The organism is Streptomyces sp. 7R007, from assembly GCF_054850255.1.
In genome coordinates this window covers 309,587-332,077 of sequence record NZ_JBTWMV010000001.1, presented here as the reverse complement: position 1 = coordinate 332,077, position 22,491 = coordinate 309,587, and the positions used below count along the sequence as shown (strand labels likewise).

Annotated in this window: 28 protein-coding genes; 15 read left to right on the top strand and 13 right to left on the bottom strand. The window is 73.3% G+C overall.

The window, feature by feature from the left end:
• Positions 1–7 precede the first annotated feature (7 nt).
• The 3 genes from ACYF6T_RS01635 to ACYF6T_RS01625 are packed head-to-tail and all read left to right on the top strand — an operon-like array spanning position 8 to position 1,518.
• Complete coding sequence (locus tag ACYF6T_RS01635) at positions 8–229, top strand: CbtB domain-containing protein (protein WP_461692751.1); 222 nt, start codon at positions 8–10, stop codon at positions 227–229.
• A 25-nt stretch (positions 230–254) separates the two neighbouring features.
• Entirely contained in the window at positions 255–1,019 is a 765-nt protein-coding gene (locus tag ACYF6T_RS01630; protein ID WP_461692750.1) for a CbtA family protein, read from the top strand.
• A gap of 22 nt (positions 1,020–1,041) precedes the next feature.
• Entirely contained in the window at positions 1,042–1,518 is a 477-nt protein-coding gene (locus ACYF6T_RS01625; protein ID WP_461692748.1) for a GNAT family N-acetyltransferase, read from the top strand.
• Between the two features lie 14 nt (positions 1,519–1,532).
• On the opposite strand, the gene ACYF6T_RS01620 is transcribed toward ACYF6T_RS01625, so the two are convergent.
• The 5 genes from ACYF6T_RS01620 to ACYF6T_RS01600 all read right to left on the bottom strand — a co-directional run bounded on the left by ACYF6T_RS01620 (position 1,533) and on the right by ACYF6T_RS01600 (position 5,381).
• The gene (locus tag ACYF6T_RS01620) at positions 1,533–2,204 is read right to left on the bottom strand and encodes a cupredoxin domain-containing protein (RefSeq protein WP_461692746.1); all 672 of its coding nucleotides are present in this window, start codon (positions 2,202–2,204) and stop codon (positions 1,533–1,535) included.
• Positions 2,192–2,695, bottom strand: coding sequence for a hypothetical protein (locus ACYF6T_RS01615; RefSeq protein ID WP_461692744.1), 504 nt, complete (start codon positions 2,693–2,695; stop codon positions 2,192–2,194). The genes ACYF6T_RS01620 and ACYF6T_RS01615 overlap by 13 nt, the downstream gene beginning before the upstream one ends.
• A gap of 105 nt (positions 2,696–2,800) precedes the next feature.
• Positions 2,801–3,862: a cupredoxin domain-containing protein gene (locus ACYF6T_RS01610; RefSeq protein ID WP_461692742.1), complete on the bottom strand. Its 1,062-nt coding sequence runs from the start codon at positions 3,860–3,862 to the stop codon at positions 2,801–2,803.
• A gap of 62 nt (positions 3,863–3,924) precedes the next feature.
• Positions 3,925–5,226, bottom strand: coding sequence for a copper resistance CopC/CopD family protein (locus ACYF6T_RS01605; RefSeq protein WP_461692741.1), 1,302 nt, complete (start codon positions 5,224–5,226; stop codon positions 3,925–3,927).
• Positions 5,223–5,381, bottom strand: a complete 159-nt coding sequence (locus tag ACYF6T_RS01600; RefSeq protein WP_461692739.1) for a hypothetical protein — start codon at positions 5,379–5,381, stop codon at positions 5,223–5,225. Before ACYF6T_RS01600 ends, ACYF6T_RS01605 begins: the two co-directional genes overlap by 4 nt.
• 301 nt (positions 5,382–5,682) lie before the next feature.
• On the opposite strand from ACYF6T_RS01600, the gene ACYF6T_RS01595 reads away from it, so the two are divergent.
• Positions 5,683–5,910 (top strand): hypothetical protein, encoded by a 228-nt coding sequence (locus ACYF6T_RS01595; protein ID WP_461692738.1) that lies wholly within the window; start codon positions 5,683–5,685, stop codon positions 5,908–5,910.
• Between the two features lie 216 nt (positions 5,911–6,126).
• On the opposite strand, the gene ACYF6T_RS01590 is transcribed toward ACYF6T_RS01595, so the two are convergent.
• Entirely contained in the window at positions 6,127–6,852 is a 726-nt protein-coding gene (locus ACYF6T_RS01590; RefSeq protein WP_461692736.1) for a helix-turn-helix transcriptional regulator, read from the bottom strand.
• Between the two features lie 102 nt (positions 6,853–6,954).
• Between ACYF6T_RS01590 and ACYF6T_RS01585 the strand changes: the two genes are divergently transcribed.
• The 7 genes from ACYF6T_RS01585 to ACYF6T_RS01555 all read left to right on the top strand — a co-directional run bounded on the left by ACYF6T_RS01585 (position 6,955) and on the right by ACYF6T_RS01555 (position 12,763).
• Complete coding sequence (locus ACYF6T_RS01585) at positions 6,955–7,482, top strand: DUF2231 domain-containing protein (protein ID WP_461692735.1); 528 nt, start codon at positions 6,955–6,957, stop codon at positions 7,480–7,482.
• 522 nt (positions 7,483–8,004) lie between these two features.
• Positions 8,005–8,436, top strand: a complete 432-nt coding sequence (locus ACYF6T_RS01580) for a hypothetical protein (RefSeq protein ID WP_461692733.1) — start codon at positions 8,005–8,007, stop codon at positions 8,434–8,436.
• Positions 8,437–8,469: 33 nt separating this feature from the next.
• On the top strand, positions 8,470–9,015 hold the full coding sequence (locus ACYF6T_RS01575) for an NUDIX hydrolase (RefSeq protein WP_461692731.1): 546 nt from the start codon (positions 8,470–8,472) through the stop codon (positions 9,013–9,015).
• A gap of 47 nt (positions 9,016–9,062) precedes the next feature.
• The gene (locus tag ACYF6T_RS01570; protein WP_461692729.1) at positions 9,063–9,938 is read left to right on the top strand and encodes a universal stress protein; all 876 of its coding nucleotides are present in this window, start codon (positions 9,063–9,065) and stop codon (positions 9,936–9,938) included.
• Positions 9,939–9,956: 18 nt separating this feature from the next.
• Positions 9,957–10,424 (top strand): TIGR03668 family PPOX class F420-dependent oxidoreductase, encoded by a 468-nt coding sequence (locus tag ACYF6T_RS01565; protein WP_461692727.1) that lies wholly within the window; start codon positions 9,957–9,959, stop codon positions 10,422–10,424.
• Positions 10,421–11,935 carry an FAD-dependent monooxygenase gene (locus tag ACYF6T_RS01560; protein WP_461692726.1) on the top strand — a complete coding sequence of 505 codons (1,515 nt, stop codon included), beginning with the start codon at positions 10,421–10,423 and terminating at the stop codon, positions 11,933–11,935. The genes ACYF6T_RS01565 and ACYF6T_RS01560 overlap by 4 nt, the downstream gene beginning before the upstream one ends.
• Before the next feature lie 63 nt (positions 11,936–11,998).
• Positions 11,999–12,763 carry a hypothetical protein gene (locus tag ACYF6T_RS01555; RefSeq protein ID WP_461692724.1) on the top strand — a complete coding sequence of 255 codons (765 nt, stop codon included), beginning with the start codon at positions 11,999–12,001 and terminating at the stop codon, positions 12,761–12,763.
• Positions 12,764–12,766: 3 nt separating this feature from the next.
• Here ACYF6T_RS01555 and ACYF6T_RS01550 read toward each other — a convergent pair whose 3' ends face one another.
• Together ACYF6T_RS01550 and ACYF6T_RS01545 are read right to left on the bottom strand one after the other, a co-directional pair.
• Positions 12,767–13,222 (bottom strand): archease, encoded by a 456-nt coding sequence (locus ACYF6T_RS01550; protein WP_461693230.1) that lies wholly within the window; start codon positions 13,220–13,222, stop codon positions 12,767–12,769.
• A gap of 48 nt (positions 13,223–13,270) precedes the next feature.
• A complete protein-coding gene (locus ACYF6T_RS01545; RefSeq protein WP_461692723.1) occupies positions 13,271–13,555 on the bottom strand; it encodes a hypothetical protein in 285 nt (94 codons plus the stop codon).
• A gap of 148 nt (positions 13,556–13,703) precedes the next feature.
• Here ACYF6T_RS01545 and ACYF6T_RS01540 point away from each other — a divergent pair, with 148 nt between their 5' ends.
• On the top strand, positions 13,704–14,351 hold the full coding sequence (locus ACYF6T_RS01540; protein WP_461692722.1) for a phosphoribosyltransferase: 648 nt from the start codon (positions 13,704–13,706) through the stop codon (positions 14,349–14,351).
• Positions 14,352–14,361: 10 nt separating this feature from the next.
• Here ACYF6T_RS01540 and ACYF6T_RS01535 read toward each other — a convergent pair whose 3' ends face one another.
• Entirely contained in the window at positions 14,362–14,988 is a 627-nt protein-coding gene (locus ACYF6T_RS01535; protein ID WP_461693229.1) for a DedA family protein, read from the bottom strand.
• A gap of 204 nt (positions 14,989–15,192) precedes the next feature.
• Here ACYF6T_RS01535 and ACYF6T_RS01530 point away from each other — a divergent pair, with 204 nt between their 5' ends.
• From ACYF6T_RS01530 to ACYF6T_RS01520, 3 genes are all read left to right on the top strand, one after another.
• Positions 15,193–16,056, top strand: a complete 864-nt coding sequence (locus tag ACYF6T_RS01530) for a fructosamine kinase family protein (protein WP_461692720.1) — start codon at positions 15,193–15,195, stop codon at positions 16,054–16,056.
• A 223-nt stretch (positions 16,057–16,279) separates the two neighbouring features.
• Positions 16,280–17,050: an SGNH/GDSL hydrolase family protein gene (locus ACYF6T_RS01525; RefSeq protein ID WP_461692719.1), complete on the top strand. Its 771-nt coding sequence runs from the start codon at positions 16,280–16,282 to the stop codon at positions 17,048–17,050.
• Positions 17,051–17,090: 40 nt separating this feature from the next.
• Positions 17,091–17,666, top strand: coding sequence for a PadR family transcriptional regulator (locus ACYF6T_RS01520; RefSeq protein ID WP_461692717.1), 576 nt, complete (start codon positions 17,091–17,093; stop codon positions 17,664–17,666).
• 13 nt (positions 17,667–17,679) lie between these two features.
• Here the strand turns inward: ACYF6T_RS01520 and ACYF6T_RS01515 are convergent, their stop codons facing one another.
• Genes ACYF6T_RS01515 through ACYF6T_RS01500 form a run of 4 tightly spaced genes read right to left on the bottom strand, consistent with a single transcriptional unit; the run spans position 17,680 to position 22,451 of the window.
• Positions 17,680–19,410 carry an RICIN domain-containing protein gene (locus tag ACYF6T_RS01515; protein WP_461692715.1) on the bottom strand — a complete coding sequence of 577 codons (1,731 nt, stop codon included), beginning with the start codon at positions 19,408–19,410 and terminating at the stop codon, positions 17,680–17,682.
• Positions 19,411–19,451: 41 nt separating this feature from the next.
• The gene (locus ACYF6T_RS01510) at positions 19,452–20,261 is read right to left on the bottom strand and encodes a carbohydrate ABC transporter permease (RefSeq protein WP_461692714.1); all 810 of its coding nucleotides are present in this window, start codon (positions 20,259–20,261) and stop codon (positions 19,452–19,454) included.
• A complete protein-coding gene (locus ACYF6T_RS01505; RefSeq protein ID WP_461692712.1) occupies positions 20,258–21,217 on the bottom strand; it encodes a carbohydrate ABC transporter permease in 960 nt (319 codons plus the stop codon). The genes ACYF6T_RS01510 and ACYF6T_RS01505 overlap by 4 nt, the downstream gene beginning before the upstream one ends.
• A 7-nt stretch (positions 21,218–21,224) precedes the next feature.
• Positions 21,225–22,451, bottom strand: a complete 1,227-nt coding sequence (locus ACYF6T_RS01500; protein WP_461692710.1) for a sugar ABC transporter substrate-binding protein — start codon at positions 22,449–22,451, stop codon at positions 21,225–21,227.
• Positions 22,452–22,491 lie beyond the last annotated feature (40 nt).

Sequence of the window (22,491 nt, the reverse complement as noted above, 5' to 3'; positions counted from 1 at the left end):
TTCTGCCATGGCCCAGTCCGCGATCCAGCCGACCGCCGCCCCCACCGCCGTACCCGCCAAGCTGCCGATCGGCGCGATCGTCCCCTGGGCGGTCTTCTTCGGCATTCTGATGCTGGTCCTGCTCTACTTCGTCGGCGCCGAACAGGGCGCCACCTCCGTGATGTCCGGATCCGACGTGCACGAGTGGGTGCACGACGCCCGCCACCTGCTCGGCTTCCCCTGCCACTGACGGCGGCGCGGAACGTACGAGCACCATGAACTCGGCAATCGTCCGGAACCTGTTGGTGCGTGGCATGCTCGCGGGACTCGCCGCGGGCCTGCTCGCCCTCGTCGTCGCCTACTTCCTGGGCGAGCCGCGCGTCGACGCGGCCATCGCCTACGAGGAGGCGCACTCCCACGAGCACGGCGTCGAGGCCGTCAGCCGCACGATGCAGTCCACCGCGGGCCTGTCCACCGGTGTCCTGGTCTACGGCGTCGCGTTCGGCGGCATCGCCGCGCTCGCGTACTGCTTCGCCCTCGGCCGCATCGGCCGCTTCGGGCCGCGCGCGAGCGCGCTGCTCCTGGCGGCGGGCGGTCTGGTCGCGGTGTACGTCGTGCCGTTCCTGAAGTACCCGGCCAACCCGCCCTCCGTCGGCGACCCCGACACCATCGGCACCCGCACGGCCCTGTTCTTCCTGATGGTGGCGCTGAGCGTGCTGCTGGCCGTGGCCACCGTCATCCTCGGCAAGCGCCTCGCCCCCCGCCTGGGCAACTGGAACGCGACGCTGGTCGCCGGTGCCTTCTTCGTCCTCGTCGTCGGGCTCGCGTACGCGTTCCTGCCGTCGTTCAACGAGGTGCCGAAGACCTTCCCGGCCACCCTGCTGTGGCAGTTCCGCCTGGCGGCGCTCGCCGTCCAGGTGACCCTGTGGACCTCCTTCGGGCTGGTCTTCGGAGCGCTCGCCCAGCGGCTGCTCGCCCCGCGCGAGGCCGGCGCGGGGCAGCGGACGGCCGGCAGGCGGGCGGCGGCCGTGCCGCACTGAGGGCGCCTGCGATACTCCCACCATGGGTGATCAGGCACAGACCCGCGACTGGACGCTGCGGCCCGGCGATCCGGCCGACGTCGAGGCGCTCGTCGAGTTGCGGGCCACGGTCATGCGGCCGGACCTGGAACGCCTCGGGCGCTACGACGAGCACCGGGTCCGGCAGCGGCTGCGGGACGCCTTCTCCCCGCAGCACACCTCCGTCGTCATGGCCGGCGGCGACCTCGCCGGCTGCGTCACCGTCCGGCCCGTCGAGGACCGGCTGTGGCTGGAGCACTTCTACCTCGCCCCCCGCCACCAGGGCCGGGGGCTCGGCTCCGCCGTCCTGCGCACGGTGCTCGAACGGAGCGACGCGCAGAACACGACCGTGGCGCTCAGCGTCCTGCGCGGCAGCCCCGCCCGGCGGCTGTACGAACGCCACGGCTTCGTCGTGGAGTCGGAGGAAGCCGTCGACGTCTTCATGGCGCGCCCGCCGGGAGGGCACGCCCCGACCGCGTAGGCCCGGCGGGGGCGTCACTTGACGGTCGTCGACGCCCGCGAGCCGACCAGGAGCAGGCACAGCACCGCCACCCCCGCCACGACTCCGGCGAGCAGGAGCAGCGGATCGAGCGGGCGGGCGGCCGAGGCGGTCGTCTCGACGGGCTGCCGGGCGGCGGCCGCGGTACCCGGCGCGGGGGAGGGGGCGGCGCTGGAAGCGTGCGCGGACGCCGCGCCGCCGTGCTCGGCGTGCGCGGTCGGCTTCGCGGCGGCGGACGTCGCCGTGCGCCGCGGGGAGCGGACGACGGTGGGTGCCGCGGCCGCGTGGTCGTGGCCGGTCGGGTGCGCTGTGGGCGTGGGCACCGGGGCCGCCTTGACGACCAGTTGGGCCGTCATGCCGGGGTGCACGGTGCAGACGTAGGAGTAGGTGCCCGGCGTGGTGAAGGTGTGGCTCCAACTGCCCCCCTTGTCCAGCATCGGGGAGTGGAGCGACTCGGGGCCCGAGGTGGTCTTGACGTCGTGGGGTGCCTGGTCCTGGTTGGTCCAGGTGACGGTGTCCCCGGCGGTGACGGTCAGCGAGCGCGGGCTGAACGCGTAGCCGGACATGGCGACTTGGTGGCTCGTGGCCGCCCGCGCGGACGGCGCGGGCAGGAACAGGAAGACGGCGGTGGCGGCGAGCAGCGCGCGCACGAGGGTCAGGCGGGGCATGCGAACTCCGCGGCGACGAGCAGCCGGATGCGGTCTGCGGGGCGGGTGCGGGGGAGGGCGAGGCCGAGCGTGCGGCGCACCGGGCGGTACGGCAGCCGGATCGTGCCGAGGACGAGGAGCAGCGCCTCGGCGCGCTCGACGACCCGCAGCACCAGCGGGGCCGGGACGGAGGCGTCGCCGAGGGCGAGTTCGCCGGAGGCGTGGATGCGGGTGCCGTCCGCCGCGGGCTTGAGGGCCGTGCTGACGAAGGTGAGGCTCCGCCCGCCGAGCACCCGGCCGCCCAGTTCCAGACTCAGCACGCAGTCCTCGGGCGCGGGGGCGACCGTGAGGCTCGCGTCGACGGGGGTGAGGCGGCGGCGCAGGGTGGTCAACGGGCCCAGCCGGGCGGTGAGTTCGGTGATGCAGCGGTCCGGGGCGGTGGTGTAGGTGCCGGGTCCGGGGAGCCAGGCGGGGCCCGGCAGGGTGGGGACGGGGAGCGTTTCGGCGGTCATGTGGGTACCTCGGTGGGCGCGGGGCGCGGTGAGTGGGGACAATGAGGGCGGTGGCGGGCCGGCCGACTGCGACTCGGCCGGCCCGTCACCTCCTGCCGGCCGGCGTCAGCAGGAGCCGGTGAGGTAGTCCTCGGTGGGGGCGAGCATGTGCTCGGCCCAGACGGTGTGCATCTTCACGTACGCGTCGGGGTCGAGGAGGTCGGCGACCTGCTGGCCCAGGGACTCCTCCAGGTGCGCGGAGTTGATGTGCTGCAGCAGCACCGTGAGGGTGTCGTCGCCGATCGAGCCGGCGCCGTTGACGGCGGGGGTGAGGATCGACTCGACCCAGACGGTGTGCATCTTGATGTAGTTGTCCAACTGGAGTGCGTCCTGGACCTGTTGGCCGGGCGACTCCTCCAGGTGGGCCTTGTCGAGGTGCTGGAGGATCGGCAGCAGCACCTGCTGGACGCTGACGCACTGCTCGTCGCCGCCGTCACCGCCGCTCGACCCTCCGGAACCGCCGCTCCCGCCGGTCGAACCGCCCGTCGAGCCGCCCGTGGAGCCCCCGGTGGAGCCACCCGTCGACCCTCCGGTGGACCCACCCGTCGAGCCGCCGGTCGACCCGCCGCTGGACCCACCCGTGGAGCCGCCCGTCGACCCACCCGTGGAGCCGCCCGAGCCGCTGCCACCGTCGTCGGCGACCACGGTGACGGACGCGGTCATGTCCGGGTGCACCGCGCAGTAGTACTCGTACGTCCCGGCCTTGGTGAAGGTGAACGACCAGCTGTCCCCCTTGTTCAGGGTGCCGGAGTCGAACTTCTGCGGACCGCTGGTGGTGGTGACCGTGTGCGGAGCGGTGTCCTCGTTGACCCACTTCACGGTCTGGCCGACCTTCACCGTCAGGGACGGCTGGGCGAACTTGTAGTCCTTGATCTCGATGGTGTGGTCGGCGGTGGCGCTGTCGGCGGCCGGCTGGGCGTCGGCCGTGCCGCTCATGCCGCTCATGTCCTGGGCCTCGGCCGCGGGCGCCGCGTTCGCCGGAGCGGCGGCCCCGCCGGACGCCTGGAGCACGCCCAGGCAGGCGACGGCCGCGATGCCGGCGCCCAGGCCGGTGGCCAGCAGGACCCGGTTGCCCACTCGGGAGCGCCGACGGGGCGCGGGCGGTGCGGTGACTTCTTCTGTGTGCATGGTGGTGCGTCTCCCTTGTGAGGTGAGAGGTGAGGTGAGAGAGGTGGGACAACGGCTGCCGGTCACCGGCCGGGGGCGGAGATGACCAGCACACTCGTCGCGGCGAGGACCACGAGGACGAGCCCCGTCTCGGCCGCGACCGAGTAGACGAAGGGCCGTACGACGGCACGGTCGCCGCGCAGCAGTACGGCGATGTCGAGCCGGGTGCGCACCCAGCCCCGGCTGCGCTGGGCGATGAGCAACACCAGCCCCAGCACGGCGAGTTTGATCAGCAGCAGGCGCCCGTACCCGGTGTCGAGCAGCGCCCCGAAGGAGCCGACGACCTGCCAGGCCAGCACCGCGCCGGCCCCGGCGATCGCCGCCACGCAGACCCCGGCCAGCGCCGAGTAGCCGGCCACGGCGGCCGACAGCTCCTCGGGCCGCCGCCGCGGCAGCACGCCGAGCAGCAGCAGGGTGAGCCCGCCGAGCCACAGCGAGACGCCGAGCAGGTGCACCAGGTCGGCCACCGCACCCCAACCCGGGTGCGTTCCCTCGGAGTCGTGGCCGGTCATGCCGGTCGTGCGCAGCAGCCCGAGGGCGACCACGAGTGCGCCGACCCGCCACCCGGGCGACCGGGCCGACCGCTCGCCGCCCTGCAACAGTGCGGCCAGGACGACCGCGGCGAGCACCCACAGCAGCAGCCGGCAGGCGGCCATGATGCCGGTCTCGGTGCTCAACAGGTCGGCGTAGGTGGACCGTTGGAGCACATCGCCGAGTGTGCCCATCGATCCGTACGCCCCCTCCAGGCCCGGCGCGATCAGGGCGGTCGCCAGCCCCGCCGCCCAGGCGAGGGCGAGCAGGCGGCGGGTCCTGCCGTCCTGGGCGCCCTGCGGCCACAGCAGCGCCAGGAACGCGAGCCCGCCGACGTACACGGCGAGGGCGAGGTAGCCGGCCCAGCGTGTCACCTGCCAGGCCGTGCGCACGGCCCGCGACGGCTGCGGGGCGGCCTGCGCGGGGGCCTGTCCGGCACGCGCCGTGAGCGGGAAGGACAGCGTCCCGGACGTGGGATGCCCGTCCTCCATGTCACGTACCTGCCAAACAAGGGTCAGGCGGTCGCTCGTCTCCTTCGGTACGGCGACCTCGACCGCGTTCTCCGCGCGCGCCGCCCGCGACACCCTCAGCCGCTCCCCGTCCGCGCGGACGCGGACGTCGGCCGGATCGACCGGCTCGCTGAACACCAGCCGTACCGTGGCGGGCGTGTGCGCGATCCGGGTGCCGTTCCCCGGTGTGGACGACTTCAGTTCGGTGTGGGCCGAGGCGGCCGGCGCGCAGAGCCCGAGGGTGAGCAGCGCCGCCACGACGACGCCGAAGACACGGCCTTTCACGGCAGCACCTCCGACAGCACCGACGGCGAGGACGCCACGCCGACGCACAGCGACGACAGGGCGCCGGCGGACGCGGAGGCCGAGGGCGAGGGCGAGGAGGAGGGGGAGGGCGATGCGGAGGCCGCGCCGAGCAGGCCGTCGAGGAGGCCGGTCACGGGGGTGACCACACCGTTCAACAGCGGCTGTACCAGGCGTACTTCACCGTCCTGGCAGTCCGCCGGAGCGGACGGGGACGGCGTCGGGGACGGCGAGCCGGACGCCGGCGCGGACGGTTCGGGGGAGGGGCCGGACGCCCCCGTGCCGCCCGTGCCGTGCCCCGCGTGACCCGTCGTGTCCGAAGAGCCTCCGGCGGCCGGATATCCGGCATCGTCGCCCTGTGACACGTAATCCCCGACCGGGTAATCCCCGCTCGCATAACCTCCGGCCGATCCGCCGCCGGAAGTTCCGGATTCCCCGGTGGCGGAACCGGCCGAAGGAGCGGCCGAAACCGCCCCGCTGTTCGGTGGCGCGGAGACGTCGAGGTCGGTCGGCGCCGGTGCGCCGATGCCCGAGGCGTACCCGAGGACGACGATCACCGCCGCGACGAGCGTTCCGGCGACGATCTCGTCGCGATGGTCTCCTGGCCAGGATGCCCTGGCGAAGAAGGACATGGCCCCTCCTGACGCGGTGCGTGAACGGCAGTGACCAGGAGTGGACCGACGCGACGATTCCCGTCGACTACGCGTCAGTTAATCGGTCGTTTCATTGCCTCATATTCGACCTGGGCCGGGTTGTGAGAACGGACCTCGACGCCCCAATGCCCGCAATGCGTTTGGTGAAGGGAATGAAGAGACCGTGAATTCGAACGCGCGGGGCATTTCTTCCTTCACCGAATCGCCGCTTGTGCATATGCCCGCGCGTTCAGGCGTCGCGGGCGCACTCGGCGTCGGGGCCGGCGTCGGGTGCCCCCGCGCCCTCGCGTGCCGTGCCGGTGCGCAGTTCGACGCAGCACAGTCCCGCGCGAGGGGTCAGCACGGCGGCGGTGTCGGCGTGGCCGGAGGCCGCCAAGTACCCGCACAGGAACGCGTGGTTCATCCCGCACACCAGTTCCGGTGCCTGCCGGGCGACCGGGTGGAAGGGACAGTTGTGCAGCACCGTGCGCCCGGGGCCGTCGTCCGCGGGCTCGAAACCGAGCGACTCCAGCACCGCCGCGACGTCACCCGCCCGCACCTCCGCGCCGAGTTCCTCGCCCCGCTCCCGGGCGACCCGCATGGAGGCCTCGCGCGCGCTCTCCTCGGGGCGCTGCCCGGTCACCGCCTCGGCCAGCATCGAGGCCAGCAGTTCGTGCCGGCGGGGCGGCAGGCTCACCGACAGGGCGTGCGGGCTGGGCTCGTACACCTTCGGCGCGCGACCCACCCGGCGCGGCCCGTGCCCGCCGTGCCGGGCCTGCAGCAGCCCCGACGCCACCAGCTTGTCGAGGTGGAAGGCGGCGAGCTTGCGGGAGATGCCGACCGCCGCGGACGCCTCCTCGCGGGTCACCGGGCGCCGGGACCGCCGTACGAAGTCGAGCAGCCGCCGCCTGGACTCGTCGCCGAGGACGGCGAGCGCGGCCATCGTGTCGCCGCCGGGAAGGGGATCGGACGTCACGGGGTCACCGTAACCCCGGGTGCGACGCCTTGACCCCCGGCCGAATAAGACCAACAATCGTTGGTGAAATAGCTCACGCGCAGCTCGAAGGCGAGGTGCCGGATGACCGCCGACAGCGATCTCAGGCAGGCGAAGCAGCCGGTCAGCGGCGCGTTGGCGGGGCCGTACGGGCACCCGTTCCATCCGATCCTGGTCACCGTGCCGATCGGGGCGTGGGTCTCCAGCCTGGTGTTCGACATCGCCTCGAAGATCGTCGACCGGCCGGGGTTCCTCACCCACGGGTCCGCCTGGCTGATCGCCGTCGGTGTGCTCGGCGCGCTGGCCGCGGCCTGTGTCGGATTCCTCGACCTGTTCGCGATCCCCACCGGCACGCCGGCCTTCCGGACCGGCCTGACACACATGGCACTGAACCTCGCCGTCACCGCCGCCTACGCGGCCGGTTTCGCCTGGCGGCAGGGCGGCGGCTACGCGGGAGGGCAGAGCGTCGGCGACGGGCAGCTGGCGCTCTCCGCCGCCGCCCTCGCCCTCCTCGGCGTCTCCGGCTACCTCGGCGGCAAGCTCGCCTACCGCTACGGCGTCCGCGTGGCCGGCGAGTCCGTGCAGGCCGAGGGCTTCCGCACCAGCCGTTGACCCACCTTCAAACGACCCGCCGATCCACCTCCAGCCCCACTCGCTGATCCACCCCCAGACCCAACGCCGGATCCACTCGCTGATCGACCGCCAGGCCCGATCCCGGATCTACCCGTTGATCCACCGCCAGGCCAACCCTGGGGCCATCCGCCGATCTCTCAGGCCCCAACCCTGGATCCACCGGTCGGATCCCGCAGACCCAACGCCGGATCCACTCGCTGATCGACCGCCAGGCCCGATCCCGGATCTACCCGTTGATCCACCGCCAGGCCAACCCTGGGGCCATCCGCCGATCTCTCAGGCCCCAACCCTGGATCCACCCGTCGGATCCCCCAGACCCAACGCCGGATCCACTCGCCGATCCACCGCCAGACCCAGCCCCGGGTCCACCCGCCGATCCACCTCCAGACTCACCCGCTGATCCACCCCAGCCCGGACCCCCTGAGCCGACCCCCCGGCCCACCCCAAACCCACCCAAACCAACCCCCCAAATCCACCCGCTGCCCCCTTCCGGAGTCCGACATGGACATCGCCGCTCTCGTCGCCTGGATCGTCACCGCCCTCGGCGGATTCGTCCTGCTGGCCCGCTGGATCGCCCGCGGCGGCCTGCGTCAGCAGCAGACGCGGACCACCCGCTTCCCGGCGCCCCTCGTCTTCGGTCACTTCCTGCTCGCGGCGGCCGGCCTGGTCGTGTGGATCGTCTACCTCGCCGCCGACCGCGGCGCCCTGGCCTGGACCGGCTTCGGCCTCCTCGTCGCCGTGGCCCTCCTCGGCTTCACCCTCTTCGGCCGCTGGATCCCGGTGTACCGCACCGCCGCCCCCACCCCCACCGCCGACGACACGACCCCAGCCGAACGCCATCTGCCGGTCCCCGTGGTCGTCGCCCACGGCCTCCTCGGCGCCACCACCCTGGTCCTGGTCCTGCTCGCGGCCCTCGGGGTGGGCGGCAGCTGACCACTGTCAGTGGCTGCCCGTACCGTCCCCCGGATGACGAGCCACCCCATCGACCCACGCACCCTCGCCGCCGCGATCCGCGACGCCCGCCAGGCCCTCACCCGCTACGACGACGCCCTGGAGGAGCTGCTGCGCCCAGACCCGGCGCTCACCGGCCCGCTCGGGGCCGATGTGTGGGCCTTCGACACCGCCCTGACCCACGTCCTGCTGGTACGGCACCCGTGGCGCGGCTGGGTGGCGCCGGGCGGCAAGGTGGAGCCCGGCGAGACCCCTCGCGAGGCGGCCGCGCGCGAACTCTTCGAGGAGACCGGCGTACGGGCCGACCTCCTCCCCACGCCCGCCGCCGTCACCCTGCGCTCCTACCGCCCCGCCTGGCAGTCCGTCCCCGGCCTGTCCTTCCTGGCCGTCGTCGACCGGCGGACGCCGTTGGCGGCGGAGGACGGGCAGCCCGCAGCCTGGCACGCGCTGGACCGGCCCTGGGACGGGTGGTTCCCCGAGGACCGGACGCGGATGCGGCGCCTGCTCGCACAGGGCGCCTGCCGTGTCGGAACCGGGTTGTCGGGTACGCGGCGACAGTAGGGGGCGGTACGCAGCGACCGGCCCTGCCGAGACACGGAGAGGGCGCCATGACCGACGTACGCCAGGGAACCGTCGTCGCCGGCATCGACGACACCGAGCAGGCCCGGCCGGCCGCCGAATGGGCGGCCGACGAGGCCGCGTCGCAGGGCTGGGCGCTGTGGCTGGTGCACGCCGTCGGACCCGGCACCGAACTCGGCGGCGCCGAGACCGGCATGGGTGTCACCGAGCAGGTCCTGGAGGGCGCCACCGGGCTGCTGGACGACGTCCGGCGGTCCCTGGCCGCCACCCGCCCCGGCCTGCGGACGGAGACCGTGCTCTCGCACGACCGGCCCGCCGAGGCGCTGCTCGCCGCGGCCGAGGACGCCGACCTGGTCGTGGTCGGCACCCGGGGACGCGGCGGGTTCGCGGGGCTGCTGCTGGGGTCGGTGAGCCTGAAGACGGCCGCGCACGCGCAGCGGCCCGTGGTCGTCGTCCGCGGACGTCCCCAGCGTCCGCCGCACGGTGACGTCGTGGTCGGGGTCCGTGACGACCGGGACGAGGAGGCCGTGCGGTTCGCGCTCGCCGAGGCCGAGCTGCGTGGCGCCGCGGTGCGGGTGGTGCACGCCTGGACACCGCTGGTGCGGGCCGGTGCGATGGTGCCGCAGGTGGACCGCATCGACGAGGAACGCCAGGCGCACCGCGCGCTGCTCGACCACGTTGCCCGGCCCGTCGCCGAGTTCCCGAAGGTGCACGTCGACACCGAGCTCACCGTCGACTCGCCCGCCGCCGCCCTGGTGGACGCCTCCCGGCAGGCCGGCCTGGTCGTGGTGCCCCGCCACCCCGTCGAGGGCCGCCTCGGCCTGCCGCTGGGGTCGGTCGTGCACGCGGTCCTGCACCATGCCGGTTGCCCCGTCGCCGTCGTCCCCACGAGCCGGCGGCCCTGACCGGCGGGGGAGACCACCATGCCGCGGATGGAGGCCGACCGGGCGCGGCGGCTGTTCACCGGCGCCCGGGTCGCGCGGCTGGCGACCGTGGACGCCGGCGGCCGGCCGCACCTGGTGCCGGTCGTCTTCGCCGTGGGCGAGGGCGACCACATCGTCATGGCCGTCGACGGCAAACCGAAGACCACCACACGGCTGGCCCGCCTGCGCAACATCGCCGTCCACCCGGCCGTGTGCCTGCTCGTGGACGCCTACGACGAGGACTGGGAGCGCCTGTGGTGGGCGCGGGCCGACGGCGGCGCCCGCGTGATACCGCCCGGCGCGCCGCACGAGACCGACCGCGCACGGTACGCGGCGGCGATCGCCCTGCTCGCCCGCAAGTACCCCCAGTACCGGCACCGGCCGCCCGAAGGACCGGTGACCGCCGTCACCGTCCTGCGCTGGAGCGGCTGGCACGCCGGACCCGATGACGCGGAGGACACCGCATGACCCGTACCGCACCGGACACGGACGTACTCGTCGTCGGCGCCGGCCCCACCGGGCTGCTCCTGGCGGCGGAACTCGCCGCGGCCGGCGCCGACACCACCCTCGTGGAACGGCGCACCGAGCAGTCCGGCCTGACCCGCGCCTTCGCCGTGCACGCCCGCACCCTCGAAGTCCTCGACGCCCGCGGCACGGCCGACGAGCTGATCGCCCGGGGCACGCCGATCGACACCGTACGGGCCCTGGGCGGCGCCGACCTCGACCTGACCAGGCTGCCCAGCCGGTTCCCGTACGTCCTCGCGGTCCCGCAGTACGAGACCGAACGCGTCTTGCGCGAACGCGCCGAAGCCGTGGGTGCGCGTGTGCGGTGGGGCACCGAACTGGTCTCGCTGCGGCAGGACGACACCGGGGTCGAGGCCCGGCTGCGCGCCCGCGACGGCGAGGAGCGCACGCTGCGCGCCGCCTACCTCGTCGGCACCGACGGCGTGCACAGCACGGTGCGCCGCGATGTGGGCATGCCGTTTCCGGGGCGCTCGTCGGTGATGCGGTCCCTGGTCCTCGCGGACGTGCGGCTCGCCGAGCCGCCGCCCGACGTGTTCACCGTCGACGGCACGGGCGACGGCTTCGCCTTCCTCGCCTCCTACGGCGACGGCTGGTACCGCGTCATCACCTGGTACCGCCACCGCCAGCTCCCGGACGACGCGCCGGTGACCCTGGAGGAGGTCCGCGAGGACACCCGCCGCGTCCTCGGCACCGACTTCCGGATGCACGACGCCCGCTGGCTGTCCCGCTTCCACAACGACGAACGCCAGGTCCCGCACTACCGCCAGGGTCGCGTCCTGCTCGCCGGCGACGCCGCCCACACCCACTCTCCGGCCGGCGGCCAGGGCATGAACCTCGGCCTCCAGGACGCCTTCAACCTCGGCTGGAAACTGGCCGCGACCGTGCGGGGCCACGCGGACGAGACCCTGCTCGACAGCTACCACGCCGAACGGCATCCGGTCGGACGCCAGGTGGTGCGCATGACCGGGGCGCTCGCCCGCCTCGCCGTCCTGCGTCCCGCACCGCTGGACGTGCTGCGCGACCTCGCCGCCCGCACCGCCCTGCGCCTCGGCCCGGTCACCGACCGTGCGGCGGGCGCGGTCTCCGGCATCGCCGTCCGCTACCCGGCGCCGCCGGGCGCCCACCCCGCCACCGGCGCCCGCGTCCCCGACCTGCCGCTGTCCGGGGCACAGGCGCCCCGACGGCTGTACGAGGCCCTGCGCACGGGCGGGTTCGTCCTGCTGACCACGGATCCCGCCGCACCGGTGCCGCTGGAGGACCGGGCCGGTCTCGTCGACGTCCACACCGTGGCGTCCGCACGCGCCGCCGCCGTACCGCCCCTGGTCCTGGTCCGCCCGGACGGGTACGTCGCCTGGGCCACCGACACCACCGACCCGGCCGGGCGCCGGCGGGAACTCGGCGCGGCCCTGGACCACTGGTGCGGCGCCCGGGTCGCCCGAGCCCGGTCCGCGTAGCCGACCGCCGCCCGGGTAGGCGCACCGACGGCCAGGGACCGCACCGCCCCGCGGGAGAATCCCATGAGCGTCACCCTCGTCCATCCGCGCCCCAAGTTCCGCCCGGCGCCGCTCACCACGCCGCCGCCCTCCGGCTACCTCCAGCTCGCCGCCGCGGTCGAGCCGCCGGCGGGGGGCGTCGGCCGGCCGGGGCACAGCCGGAGCAAGGCGCTGCTGCTGGACATGCTGCGCGCCGAGGCCGAGGACCTCGCCAGCCTGTCCGAGGTGAAGCGCGCGAGCGTCTACGCGGCCGCGGCCGTGGGCCCGCCCTCCGGCTGGATCCCGCCGGAGGGACTGCACCGCGCCCACTACGACGTCGTCGTCCTCGTGGAGACCAGGTCTCCGCGGGACATCGGCGCCGTCCAGGACACCGTCGCCTACCGGCACCTGCGCCGCCGCCTGGCAGACGCCTCCGCGGACCTGCACGTCATGACCGCCCGCTGCGGCAAGTGCGTCACCGACGTCGACCGCGCCCAGCAGGGCCTGTTCCTGTTCCACTACTTCGTGGGCGAGGACCCGCGCCGCACCGCCGAGCTGTGGGAGCACCTGGCGGGCTGGTACGCGGCCGAGACCGGCCTGGACAACTCCGTCCTGCTGGAGCCCCTCGACGCCGGCGCCTCGGACTACTGCTTCGTCGCCCACGCCCGCTGGGACCTGAGCCTGCCCGCCTTCGCGCTGCGCCAGTTCAGCAAGCCGAGCTTCTACCGCTTCCTGCAGCCGACCCTGAAGGAGAACCGCACCTGTGCGACACCGGTGCTCCACCACCTCGTGCGCCTGCGGGACCGCTGAGCCTCAACGGCCCAGCGTCAGCGCGCACGACCAGCCGTACGGGTCCGGCCCGATGCGCAGCTCGTGGCAGGCGACGGACCCCGTGCGGGCGTCGGCGGCCCCGACCTCCGTCAGCCCGACGACCGCCAGCCGCACGTCCAGCCCGTCCTCGGTGGCCTCCGCCTCCACGTCGACCGGCACCTCCCCGAGCGCCCGGAGCCGGTGCACGACCTCCTCCAGCAGCGCGGCCAGCAGGTCGTCGTCACTGTTCTCGGCCAGCCGCACGCGCGCCACCGCTCTGGGCCGCACCGCGGTCACGTCCGCGAAGCACTCCACCACGCCGAGCACGGCCTCCGCCATGCACCGTTCACGGCTCGCGCCCCACGCGTCGATGCGGATGTCGTCGGTGTACGGCACCGACCGGTGGCCGTTGGAGCCCAGCCGCCGTCCCTGCCCGTCGTCGTCCCAGTCGCCGACCATTCCCAGCGCCTGCCCAGCCGTCGGGGCACGCATGCACACGTCAGGGCATTACGGCGCCGTCCTCGGGCCGGCCGACGTGGCCTCGCCGCGCTCGTACGCCCGCTCCCGGCGACGGCGGCGGTGCGTCGTCCCGCCGACCGCCAGGGTCAGCCCCAGGCAGAAGATCAGCGCCAGCGCGAGACCGGAGCTGAAGATCGCCAGCGTGTTCATGGTGGCGATGTGGTGGTCGAGCACCGACACGCGGTACTCCGGGCCGCCGGAGAGGTTGTCGGCGATCGCCAGGGCGGTGAAGGCGCCGGTGGCGGCGAGGAGGAGCAGTCCGAAGAAACGCATCCGAGTTCATCTCCTCGAAAGAGTTTTCTATCCGTGCGGGTACCCGTGACCGGTCAGGACATACGGCAGGACATGCGGCAGGACATACGGAAGGACGTACGGCGCCCGTCGGGTCCCGAGGAAGAGAAAGTGGAAAGGGGTGGCGATCGTGACGCGGTTCCACGACCGCGGCCAGGCCGGACGGGAGCTGGCCGCGCGGCTGCGGACGCGACAGGAGCAGGGCGCCCTGCCCGACCCCGTCGTCCTCGCCCTGCCCCGCGGCGGCGTCGCCGTGGCCCGGGAGGTGGCGCGGGCCCTCGACGCCCCGCTCGACGTGCTGGTGGTGCGGAAGATCGGCGCGCCGCTCCAGGAGGAGTACGGCGTCGGCGCGCTCGTCGGCGATGACGAACCGCTCTACGACGAGGACGCCCTGGACCGGCTGGGCCTGGGCGAGGCCGATCTCGAAGCGGTCGTCGTGCGGGAGCGGGCGGAACTCCGCCGCCGCGAAGAGCGCTACCGGCAGGACCGCCCCGCCCCCGACCTCGCCGGCCGTACCGTCATCGTCGTCGACGACGGCCTGGCCACGGGCGTCACGGCCCGGGCCGCCCTGCGCCATCTGCGGCGCCGGTCGCCCGGCCGGGTCGTGCTGGCCGTGCCGGTCGGCTCGCCCGAGGCCGCGGACCTGATGCGCGCCGAGGCCGACGAGGTGCTGTGCCTGGAGCGGCCGGCCGGCTTCCTGGCCGTCGGCCTGTGCTACGAGGAGTTCGACCAGCTGACGGACGACGACGTCCTGCACGCCCTGCACAGCAGGGCCTGAGCACGCCCGCTCAGGACGACCTCGGCGAGGACTGCCGGGTGCGCCGGGAGCGCCGCAGCTCACCCAGCATCGGCAGCAGCGACAGCACCACCACCACGCCGACCAGGGGCAGCAGGTAGCGGTCGAGATGCGGCACCGACGCGCCCAGGGCGAAGCCGGCCAGCACCAGGCTCTGCGACCACACCAGGCCCCCGGCCACCTGCCAGAGGGTGAAGCTGCGCGACGGCATCCCCAGCACCCCGGCCGCCGGGTGCAGCACGGTCCGCACGAACGGGATCCAGCGGCCCAGCACGATCGCCTTGCCGTGGCCGTAGTGGCCCAGCAGTTCCTCGGCGCGCGCCATCCCGCGTTTGAGGCGCCGGCTGGAGGTGCGGTTCACGAGCGCCCGTCCGCCGTGCCGCCCGATGAGGTAGCCCACCTGTCCGCCGGCCACGGCGCCGACGGCCGCGCACAGCAGGACCTGCCACAGCACCAGGCGCGGCCCGTGGTCGCCGCTGCTCGCGCACAGCACACCGGCCGGGATCAGCAGGGTGTCGCCGGGCAGGAAGAACCCCACCACCAGCAGACCCGACTCCGCGAAGATGACCACGAGGACGCCCAGCGCGCCGAACGCCGTCAGCACCGAGCCGCCGTTCATCGGGTTGACGGCGAGCGTCGTCAGCACCGTCTGGCCTGCTGTCCCCACCGGGGGGTCCTCTCGTCGGCCGGTGATCCGCACTCCGGCATCGTGGTGATCCGCCTTCCAGCATCGTGCGCGGGCGCGCGACACGCCTTCCCTGCCCTGGCCGCGTACCCTGATCGCCGTGCACAAGGCCCCACCGCTCTCCCGGAAACCGATCATATGACCGACGACGGCGGGCCCGGTGCCGCGGCGGCGCGGATCACCGGGCGCACGGTGCGCGGCGAGCGCCGGCTGTCCGGCGCCGTCGCCGAAGTGACCCTGGACGGCGGCCTGTCGGTCGTCGTCAAGCGGGGCGACGACCCCCGTGCCGTCGCGGCCGAGGCGGCCGGGCTGCGGTGGCTGGCCGAGGCGGACGCGGTCCCGGTGCCGTCGGTGCACGGCCACGACGGGCGGTGGCTGGTGACCAACCGCGTCCCCGAGGGACGTCCGACGGCCGCCGCGGCACTGCGCTTCGGGCGGGAACTGGCCGCCCTGCACGCGGCGGGCGCGCCCGCGTTCGGCTCCCCGCCGCCCGGCGGTCCCGGGGAGGCGTACATCGGGCTCGCCCCGATGCGCAACGTGCCGGGCACCGACTGGCCGCGCTGGTACGCCGAGCACCGGGTGCTGCCGTATCTGCGGCGGGCGGTGGACGCCGGCACCATCGCGGCCGCCGAGGCGGTCGTGGTCGAGCGGGTCTGCGCACGGCTGCCCGAACTGGCGGGCCCGGCCGAGCCGCCGGCGCGGCTGCACGGCGACCTGTGGAACGGCAACGTCCTGTGGGGCAGCGAGGGGCGGGCCTGGCTGATCGACCCGGCCGCGCACGGCGGACACCGGGAGACCGACCTGGCGATGCTCCACCTCTTCGGCTGCCCGCACCTGCGTCAGGTCCTCGACGGCTACCAGGAGACCGCGCCGCTCGCCGACGGCTGGGCGGACCGCGCCGGCCTGCACCAGCTCTTCCCGCTGCTCGTACACGCCGTGCTGTTCGGCCGCGGCTACGCCGAACAGGCCCTGGACACGGCTCGGGCGGCACTGGCGCGGTGATCCGGCCGTACGGCCCGGGGCGACGGCGAGGACAGCGAGGGCGCTCCGGGCCGACGTAGGCGACCGTGCGCCGTCGAACTGCCCCGTACGACGCCCCCTTGACCGACGGGACCGGCGGGCCGAGGTTTCCGTCCACCCCGGTAGTCAACAATGCGACTAGGGGATAAGTTGGCTAGTAGAGAGCACCCTCATCCCCGGTGGTGACGACGGAAGGCGGGCCAGCATGCCGGTCGCCGGATACACGCGGTACGTGGCGCTGGGCGACAGTCAGACCGAAGGGCTCGGAGACGTCGACGACGCCGGCGGGCTGCGCGGCTGGGCCGACCGGCTCGCCGAGCGGCTCGCCCGCGACAACCCGCGGTTGCTGTACGCCAACCTGGCCGTGCGCGGGCGCCTCGCCGGGCAGGTGCGGAGCGAACAGCTCGCGCCCGCCCTCGCGTGGGAGCCCGACCTCGCCACCGTGGTCGCCGGCGTCAACGACCTGCTGCGGCCCCGCTTCGACGCCGACGAGGTGGCCGGCCACCTGGAGGCGATGTTCGCCGCGCTCACCGGACGGGGGGCCCGCGTCGCCACCCTCACCTTTCCCGACGTCGCCCGGATCACCCCGCTGGCCCGGCCGCTCGCGCCCAGGGTCACCGCCCTGAACGACCGCATCCGGGAGGCGGCCCGGCGGCACGGCGTGGCCGTGGCGGAGACCGCCCCGCACCCGGTCGTGACCGATCCCCGGCTGTGGAGCCCCGACCGGCTGCACGCCGGCCCGCTCGGTCACGCCCGGATCGCCGCCGCGGTCGCTCACGCGCTCCAGGTGCCGGGCAGCGACGACAGCTGGACGCGGCCGTTGACCGGACCGCCGCCGGTCGCCGGACTCGGAGGCGAACTGCGCTGGGCCGGTGCCTTCCTCGGGCCCTGGCTCGTGCGCAGGGTGCGGGGGCGTTCGTCCGGCGACGGACGCCAGGCCAAGCGGCCCGTACCGCTGCCGGTGAGGGCCCGGTAGACACCGTGTTGACTAGTCAACACGGTGCTAGCTTGAGGTCATGGCATTGCGCAACGCGGTGATGGCCGCCCTGCTGGAGGGCGAGGCCTCCGGGTACGACCTCGCCAAGGGCTTCGAGGCGTCCGTCGCCAACTTCTGGATGGCCACCCCGCAGCAGCTGTACCGGGAGCTGGAGCGCATGGAGGGCGAGGGGCTCGTCTCGGCGCGCGTGGTGCAGCAGGAACGGCGGCCCAACAAGCGGCTGTTCTCGCTCACCGAGGCCGGCCTTGAGGTGCTGCGCGCCTACGTGGCCGAGGCGCCGGCCAAGCCGACGGCCATCCGTGACGAGCTGATGGTCAGGGTCCAGTGCGTCGACATCGGCGACGCCGGAGCCATGGCGGCCGTACGGGCCGCGATCGTCGAGCGCAGGGAACGCTCCGTCGCCAAGCTGGCCCGGTACGAGCGGCTGCGCGAGCGGCTGCTGGACGGGCGGACCGAGGACGAGTTCTTCGACAGCGCGGACCGCGTCGGCCCCTACCTGACCCTGCAGGGCGGGCTGGCGCTGGAGCGGGCCAACCTCCAGTGGGCCGAGACGGCACTGCGGCGGCTCGACCAGCGAGCCGCCGCCGTGCACTGAGCCGCCGCCGGTCTCAGCGGGCGGTCAGCTTCCACAGATGGTCGGCCGTGCCGTTGTCGTCCCACTGCAGGACCTGGGCGCCGGCGGAGGTGCTCATGCCGTTCACGCCGAGCAGCAGACCGCTGTGGTAGTTGGCGATCTTGTAGTAGCCGCCGCCGTCGGGTATGAGCTGCCACAGGTGGTCGGCGGTGCCGTTGTCGCCCCAGATCAGGGCCGTGCCGCCGTCGCCGGTGCTCATGTCCGTGATGCCGAGGAGCAGTCCGCTCGACTGCTGCTTGATCTTGTAGAGGCCGTTCCCCGCGGCCGTCAGGGTCCAGTTCTGGTCGGTGCCGGCGGCCGGGGTCGCCTGGACGACGGCGGTGCCCTGGGCCGTGCCCGCGCCGCTGGTGTCCAGGGCCAGAGCGCTGTTCTTGTTGGTGATCTGGTAGCGCCCGGCCAGCGAGGTGGCGGTGCCGCTCGGGGTGATCACCAGGTGGTAGCCGTCGGAGGCGTTCATCGTGATCGGCACGGTGATCGAGCCGCCGCTGACGGTGTAGTCCGTGTCCGAGACGGTGATCGGCCCGGAGACGGCCGTGGTGCGGCCCTTGGACGGCGTGTACTCCAGCCTGACGTGCACGGTGCTGCCGAAGGCCGGCAGCGAGGACAGGCCGTTGACCGTGACGGCACATGAGCCGGTGCAGCCGCCGGCGACGACGCTGATCTGGTTACCCGCGCCGTTGCGGGCGGCGAAGCCGTCGATGCCGGTCTGGGCGGGCGGCGTGGTGACGAGCATGTTTCCGGACATGTCGCCGTACCACTTGTACATCCAGTAGGCGCCGTTGGGGGAGCCGCCGGTGTCGGTGAGGGTGTCGCCGAGGGTGCCGTAGTGGTTCCAGAAGGCGAGTTCGGCGTCGTGCACACCGGCCCGCTCGAACTTGGCGACGTAGCCGACGAGCGGCCCGGGCACGCCGACCTCGCCGGGGGCGCCGTACTCCTCGATGGCGATCGGCCGCGGGCTGAGGCCCAGGCTGCTCTCCAGGGCGCGGTAGTCGGCCACGTGCGCGGCGATGTTCGCGCTGCTCTGCAGCTCGTGCCAGGCGACGATGTCCGGTACGGCGTTGTTGGCGATGGCGTCCTGGAGGAACGTCTTCATCTTGCTGTCGGAGTACGTCGCGAAGCTCGGCCCCTGGATGGGCATCGAGGTGTCCTTCGACCGCACCTCCTTGTACGTCCGCGCCCAGCCGTCGTCGAAGGCCCCCGCGTGGGTGGTGTCCCAGGTGCCGTCGGGCTCGTTCCACAGCTCGTAGGCGGCGATGTTGGTGGCGCCGGAGGACCGCACGGACGCGATCTGTTTGTCCACGGCGGACAGCCAGTCGCTCCAACTGACCCACTTGTAGGGGAAGTTCGGATACCAGTCGGGCATCCGCACGACCACCTTGGCGCCCGCCCTGGCGGCTTCGGGCGCGACGACGAGGGCGTCACCGCCGGGGGCGGGCTCGCCGTTGGGCAGCTGGCTGCCGCCGGGCGCCATCTGCACGAAGGTGTTCGGCTTCAGCGGCTGGACCAGGCTGTCGGCCGGGATGCTCGCCGTGTCGAGGCCGTAGAGGCTGCCCGAGGCCACGTGGGTGACCGGGCGCAGGGTCTGGTTGGCGTTCACCACCAGGGTGGTCGCGGAGGTGGGCACCGCCTGGACGGGGGTGGCGGCGCCGAGGGCGGCGACGAGGACGCCCGCGCCCAGGGCGGCTCTGCGGGAGGTGCGGCTCATGGCAGGGATCTCCTCAGGAAGAAGAGGGAGTTGGGGGAGGATCAGTCCTTCACCGCGCCCGCGGTCACACCGGCGGCCACATAGCGCTGGGCGAGGACCAGGAGCACGGCTGCGGGGACGGACGCGACGACGGCGGTGGCCATGATCGCGTTCCACTCCTGGTTGTTGTTGCCGATGTACTTGTAGATGCCGAGGGTGATCGGCCGCAGCTCGCCGCCGCCGTCAAGGGTGTTGGCGAAGACGAAGTCGGACCAGGCCCACAGGAAGCCGAACAGCGAGACGGTGACGATGGCGTTGCGGCTCAGCGGCAGGACGACCGACCGGAAGGTGCGCCAGGTGCCGGCGCCGTCGATCCGGGCGGCGGAGATCAGCTCGCCGGGGATGCCCGACATGAACGCGGTGAAGATCATGACACCGAACGGCACGGCGATGGTGGAGTCCGCGATGATCAGGCCCCACCAGGAGTTGAGCAGACCGAGGTCGAGGAAGATGCCGTAGAAGCCCATCGCCATCACGATGCCGGGGATCATCTGGGCGATCAGCAGGGCCAGGCTCAGCGCGCCGGTGCCGCGCGGGCGGAGCCTGGCCAGGGAGTAGCCGGCCGGGGCGGCGATGACCAGGGTCAGGGCGACCGTGCCGAGGCCGATGAGCAAGCTGGTGCCGAGGTAGGGGAGTTGGTCGTCGACAACCGCCCGGTACCCCTCGAAGGTGGGGTGCAGCGGGAGCAGGTCGGGCGGGTCCTTGCGCATGTCCTGCTGCGGGGTGAGGGACACGTTGAGCATCCAGTACACCGGGAAGAGCATCAGGGCGGTCAGCAGCAGACCGATCAGGGTGTGGCCGCGTGCCTTCATGCCTCCTGCCTCCTCTGGACGCGGACGTACAGCAGGCCGAAGACCAGCGCGATGAGGATGAGGAGGTTGCCGACCGCGGCACCGGGGCCGAACTTGGGCAGCAGCGTGCCGAAGCCGAGCTGGTAGGACCAGGTGGCCAGCGTCGAGGAGGCGTCGCCGGGACCGCCCTTGGTCATGATCCAGATCAGGTCGAACACCTTGAGGGTGTAGACCAGCCCGAGCAGCAGGGTGATCGCCGACACCGGCCGCAGCAGCGGGAAGGTGATCCGGCGGAACTGCTGCCAGGCGCCCGCCCCGTCCAGCGCCGCCGCCTCGTACAGCTCCGCCGGGATGTTCTGCAGCCCGCTGTGGAGGATGACCAGGTTGAACGGGATGCCGATCCAGATGTTCGCCACGATCACCGACGTCAGCGCCCAGTCGGGCGAGGTCAGCCAGCCGACCGGGTCCACGCCGAGGAAGTGCAGGAAGTAGTTCACCACGCCCGACTCGCTGTTGAACATCCACGACCACGTCGACGCCGACACGATCAGCGGCAGCAGCCACGGGATCAGGAACAGCGCTCTGAGCACGGTCGAGAGCCGGAAGTGCCGGTTGAAGAAGACCGCGAGGGCGAGCCCGATGGCGTACTGGAAGACGATCGACACGAAGGTGAAGACCATGGTGTGCCGCATGGCCGGGCCGAACGTCGGATCGTCCAGCACCGTGCGGAAGTTGGCCCAGCCGGAGAACGGCGCGTCGCCCGCCACGAACGAGCGGACCGTGTAGTCGCGCAGGCTCAGGTCGAGGTTGCGGTAGAGGGGATAGAGGTAGAAGGCGGCCAGATAGGCGATCAGCGGGGTGACGAAGGCGAACGCGGTCAGCCGGCTCCTGCGCCGGCGGGCGCGGGCTGCGGTGCCGCTCGCCCCCGCCGCGGCGGCCGTCGCCCGCCGCGGACGGTCGACCCGGGCGATGGTCATGCCGGTGCTAGCCCTTCCGTGCGCTCGACTGGGCCGCGTCCAGCGCGTCCTGCGGGCTCTTGCCGCCCGACAGCGAGGCCTGGACGGCCGTCCACATCGGCTGGGAGATCGTCGGGTACTTGGTGCCCAGGCCGCCGCTGGTGCGGCCCCGGGCCGCCGCCACCGCGGTCACCCACGGCTTGAGCTTCGGGTTCCGCTCGACCTGCTCGGCCTGTACCGCGCTCGTCGGCGCCACGTACATCAGGGTGGTGTCCGTCGGCAGCAGGTTCGCGTCGCTGGTGAGGCAGGTGACGATCTTCTTGCTGACGTCGTAGCGGCCGGTGTCCTTCTGCACCGGGACGGTCACGAACTCGCCGCCCGTCGGCACCGGCGCCGAACCGCCGTTGCGCCCGGGGATGTTGAGGACGCCGTAGGGGAAGCCGGCCTTGTCCGCGTTGCCCAGCTGCCAGGTGCCGTTCTCCCCGAACGCGTAGTCGCCGGTGGCGAACTCCTGCCAGCTGGTGGTCTGCGTGTTCTGCAGCACGTCCTTGGGCGCGTACCCCGCGTCCACCCACTGCTTCCACAGCGAGAGCGCCGCCACTCCCTGCTCCGAGTCCAGCTTGGTGAGGTCGCCCCCGGCGCCCCAGAACCAGGGCAGGAACTGGAAGCTGCCCTCCTCCGTGTTGATCGCGGAGAAGGTGATGCCCTTCTTCCCGGCCGACGTGACCTTCTTCAGCGCGGCGGTGAGCGAGGACCAGTCCTTGATCGACGCCGGGTCGACGCCGGCCGCGGACAGGATCTTCTTGTTGTAGTACAGGGCGAGGGTGTTGGCGCCGATGGGCACCCCGTAGGAGGCGTTGTCGATGGTGCCCGCGCCGATGATGTTCTTCTGGATCGAGGACGTGTCCAGGCCCAGGTCGCTGGTCTTGTTGAGGATGCCCGCCTCCACCAGCGTGGAGACGACCGGGTTGTCGACCAGCATCACGTCGGGCGCGTTGCCTTGCTGGGCGGCCAGCAGGGCCTTGTTGCCCAGGTCGGTGGTGTCGTAGGCGGTCCGCTTCAGCTTCACCCCCGCCTTGGTGCCGCACGCGGTCACCAGCTTGCCCCAGGCCGAGGAGGCGTCGAACTGCGGATAGGGGTCCCAGAAGGTGTACGTCCCCGCGGAACCGCCCGAGGAGGAGTCCGAGGAGGAACTGGAGCCGCCTGCGCAGGCGGTGAGGGAGGCGAGGGTGCCGACGGCTGCGAGCGCCGCCATGAGGGTACGGCGGGTGGGTATCACGGGGTGACCTCGTTGT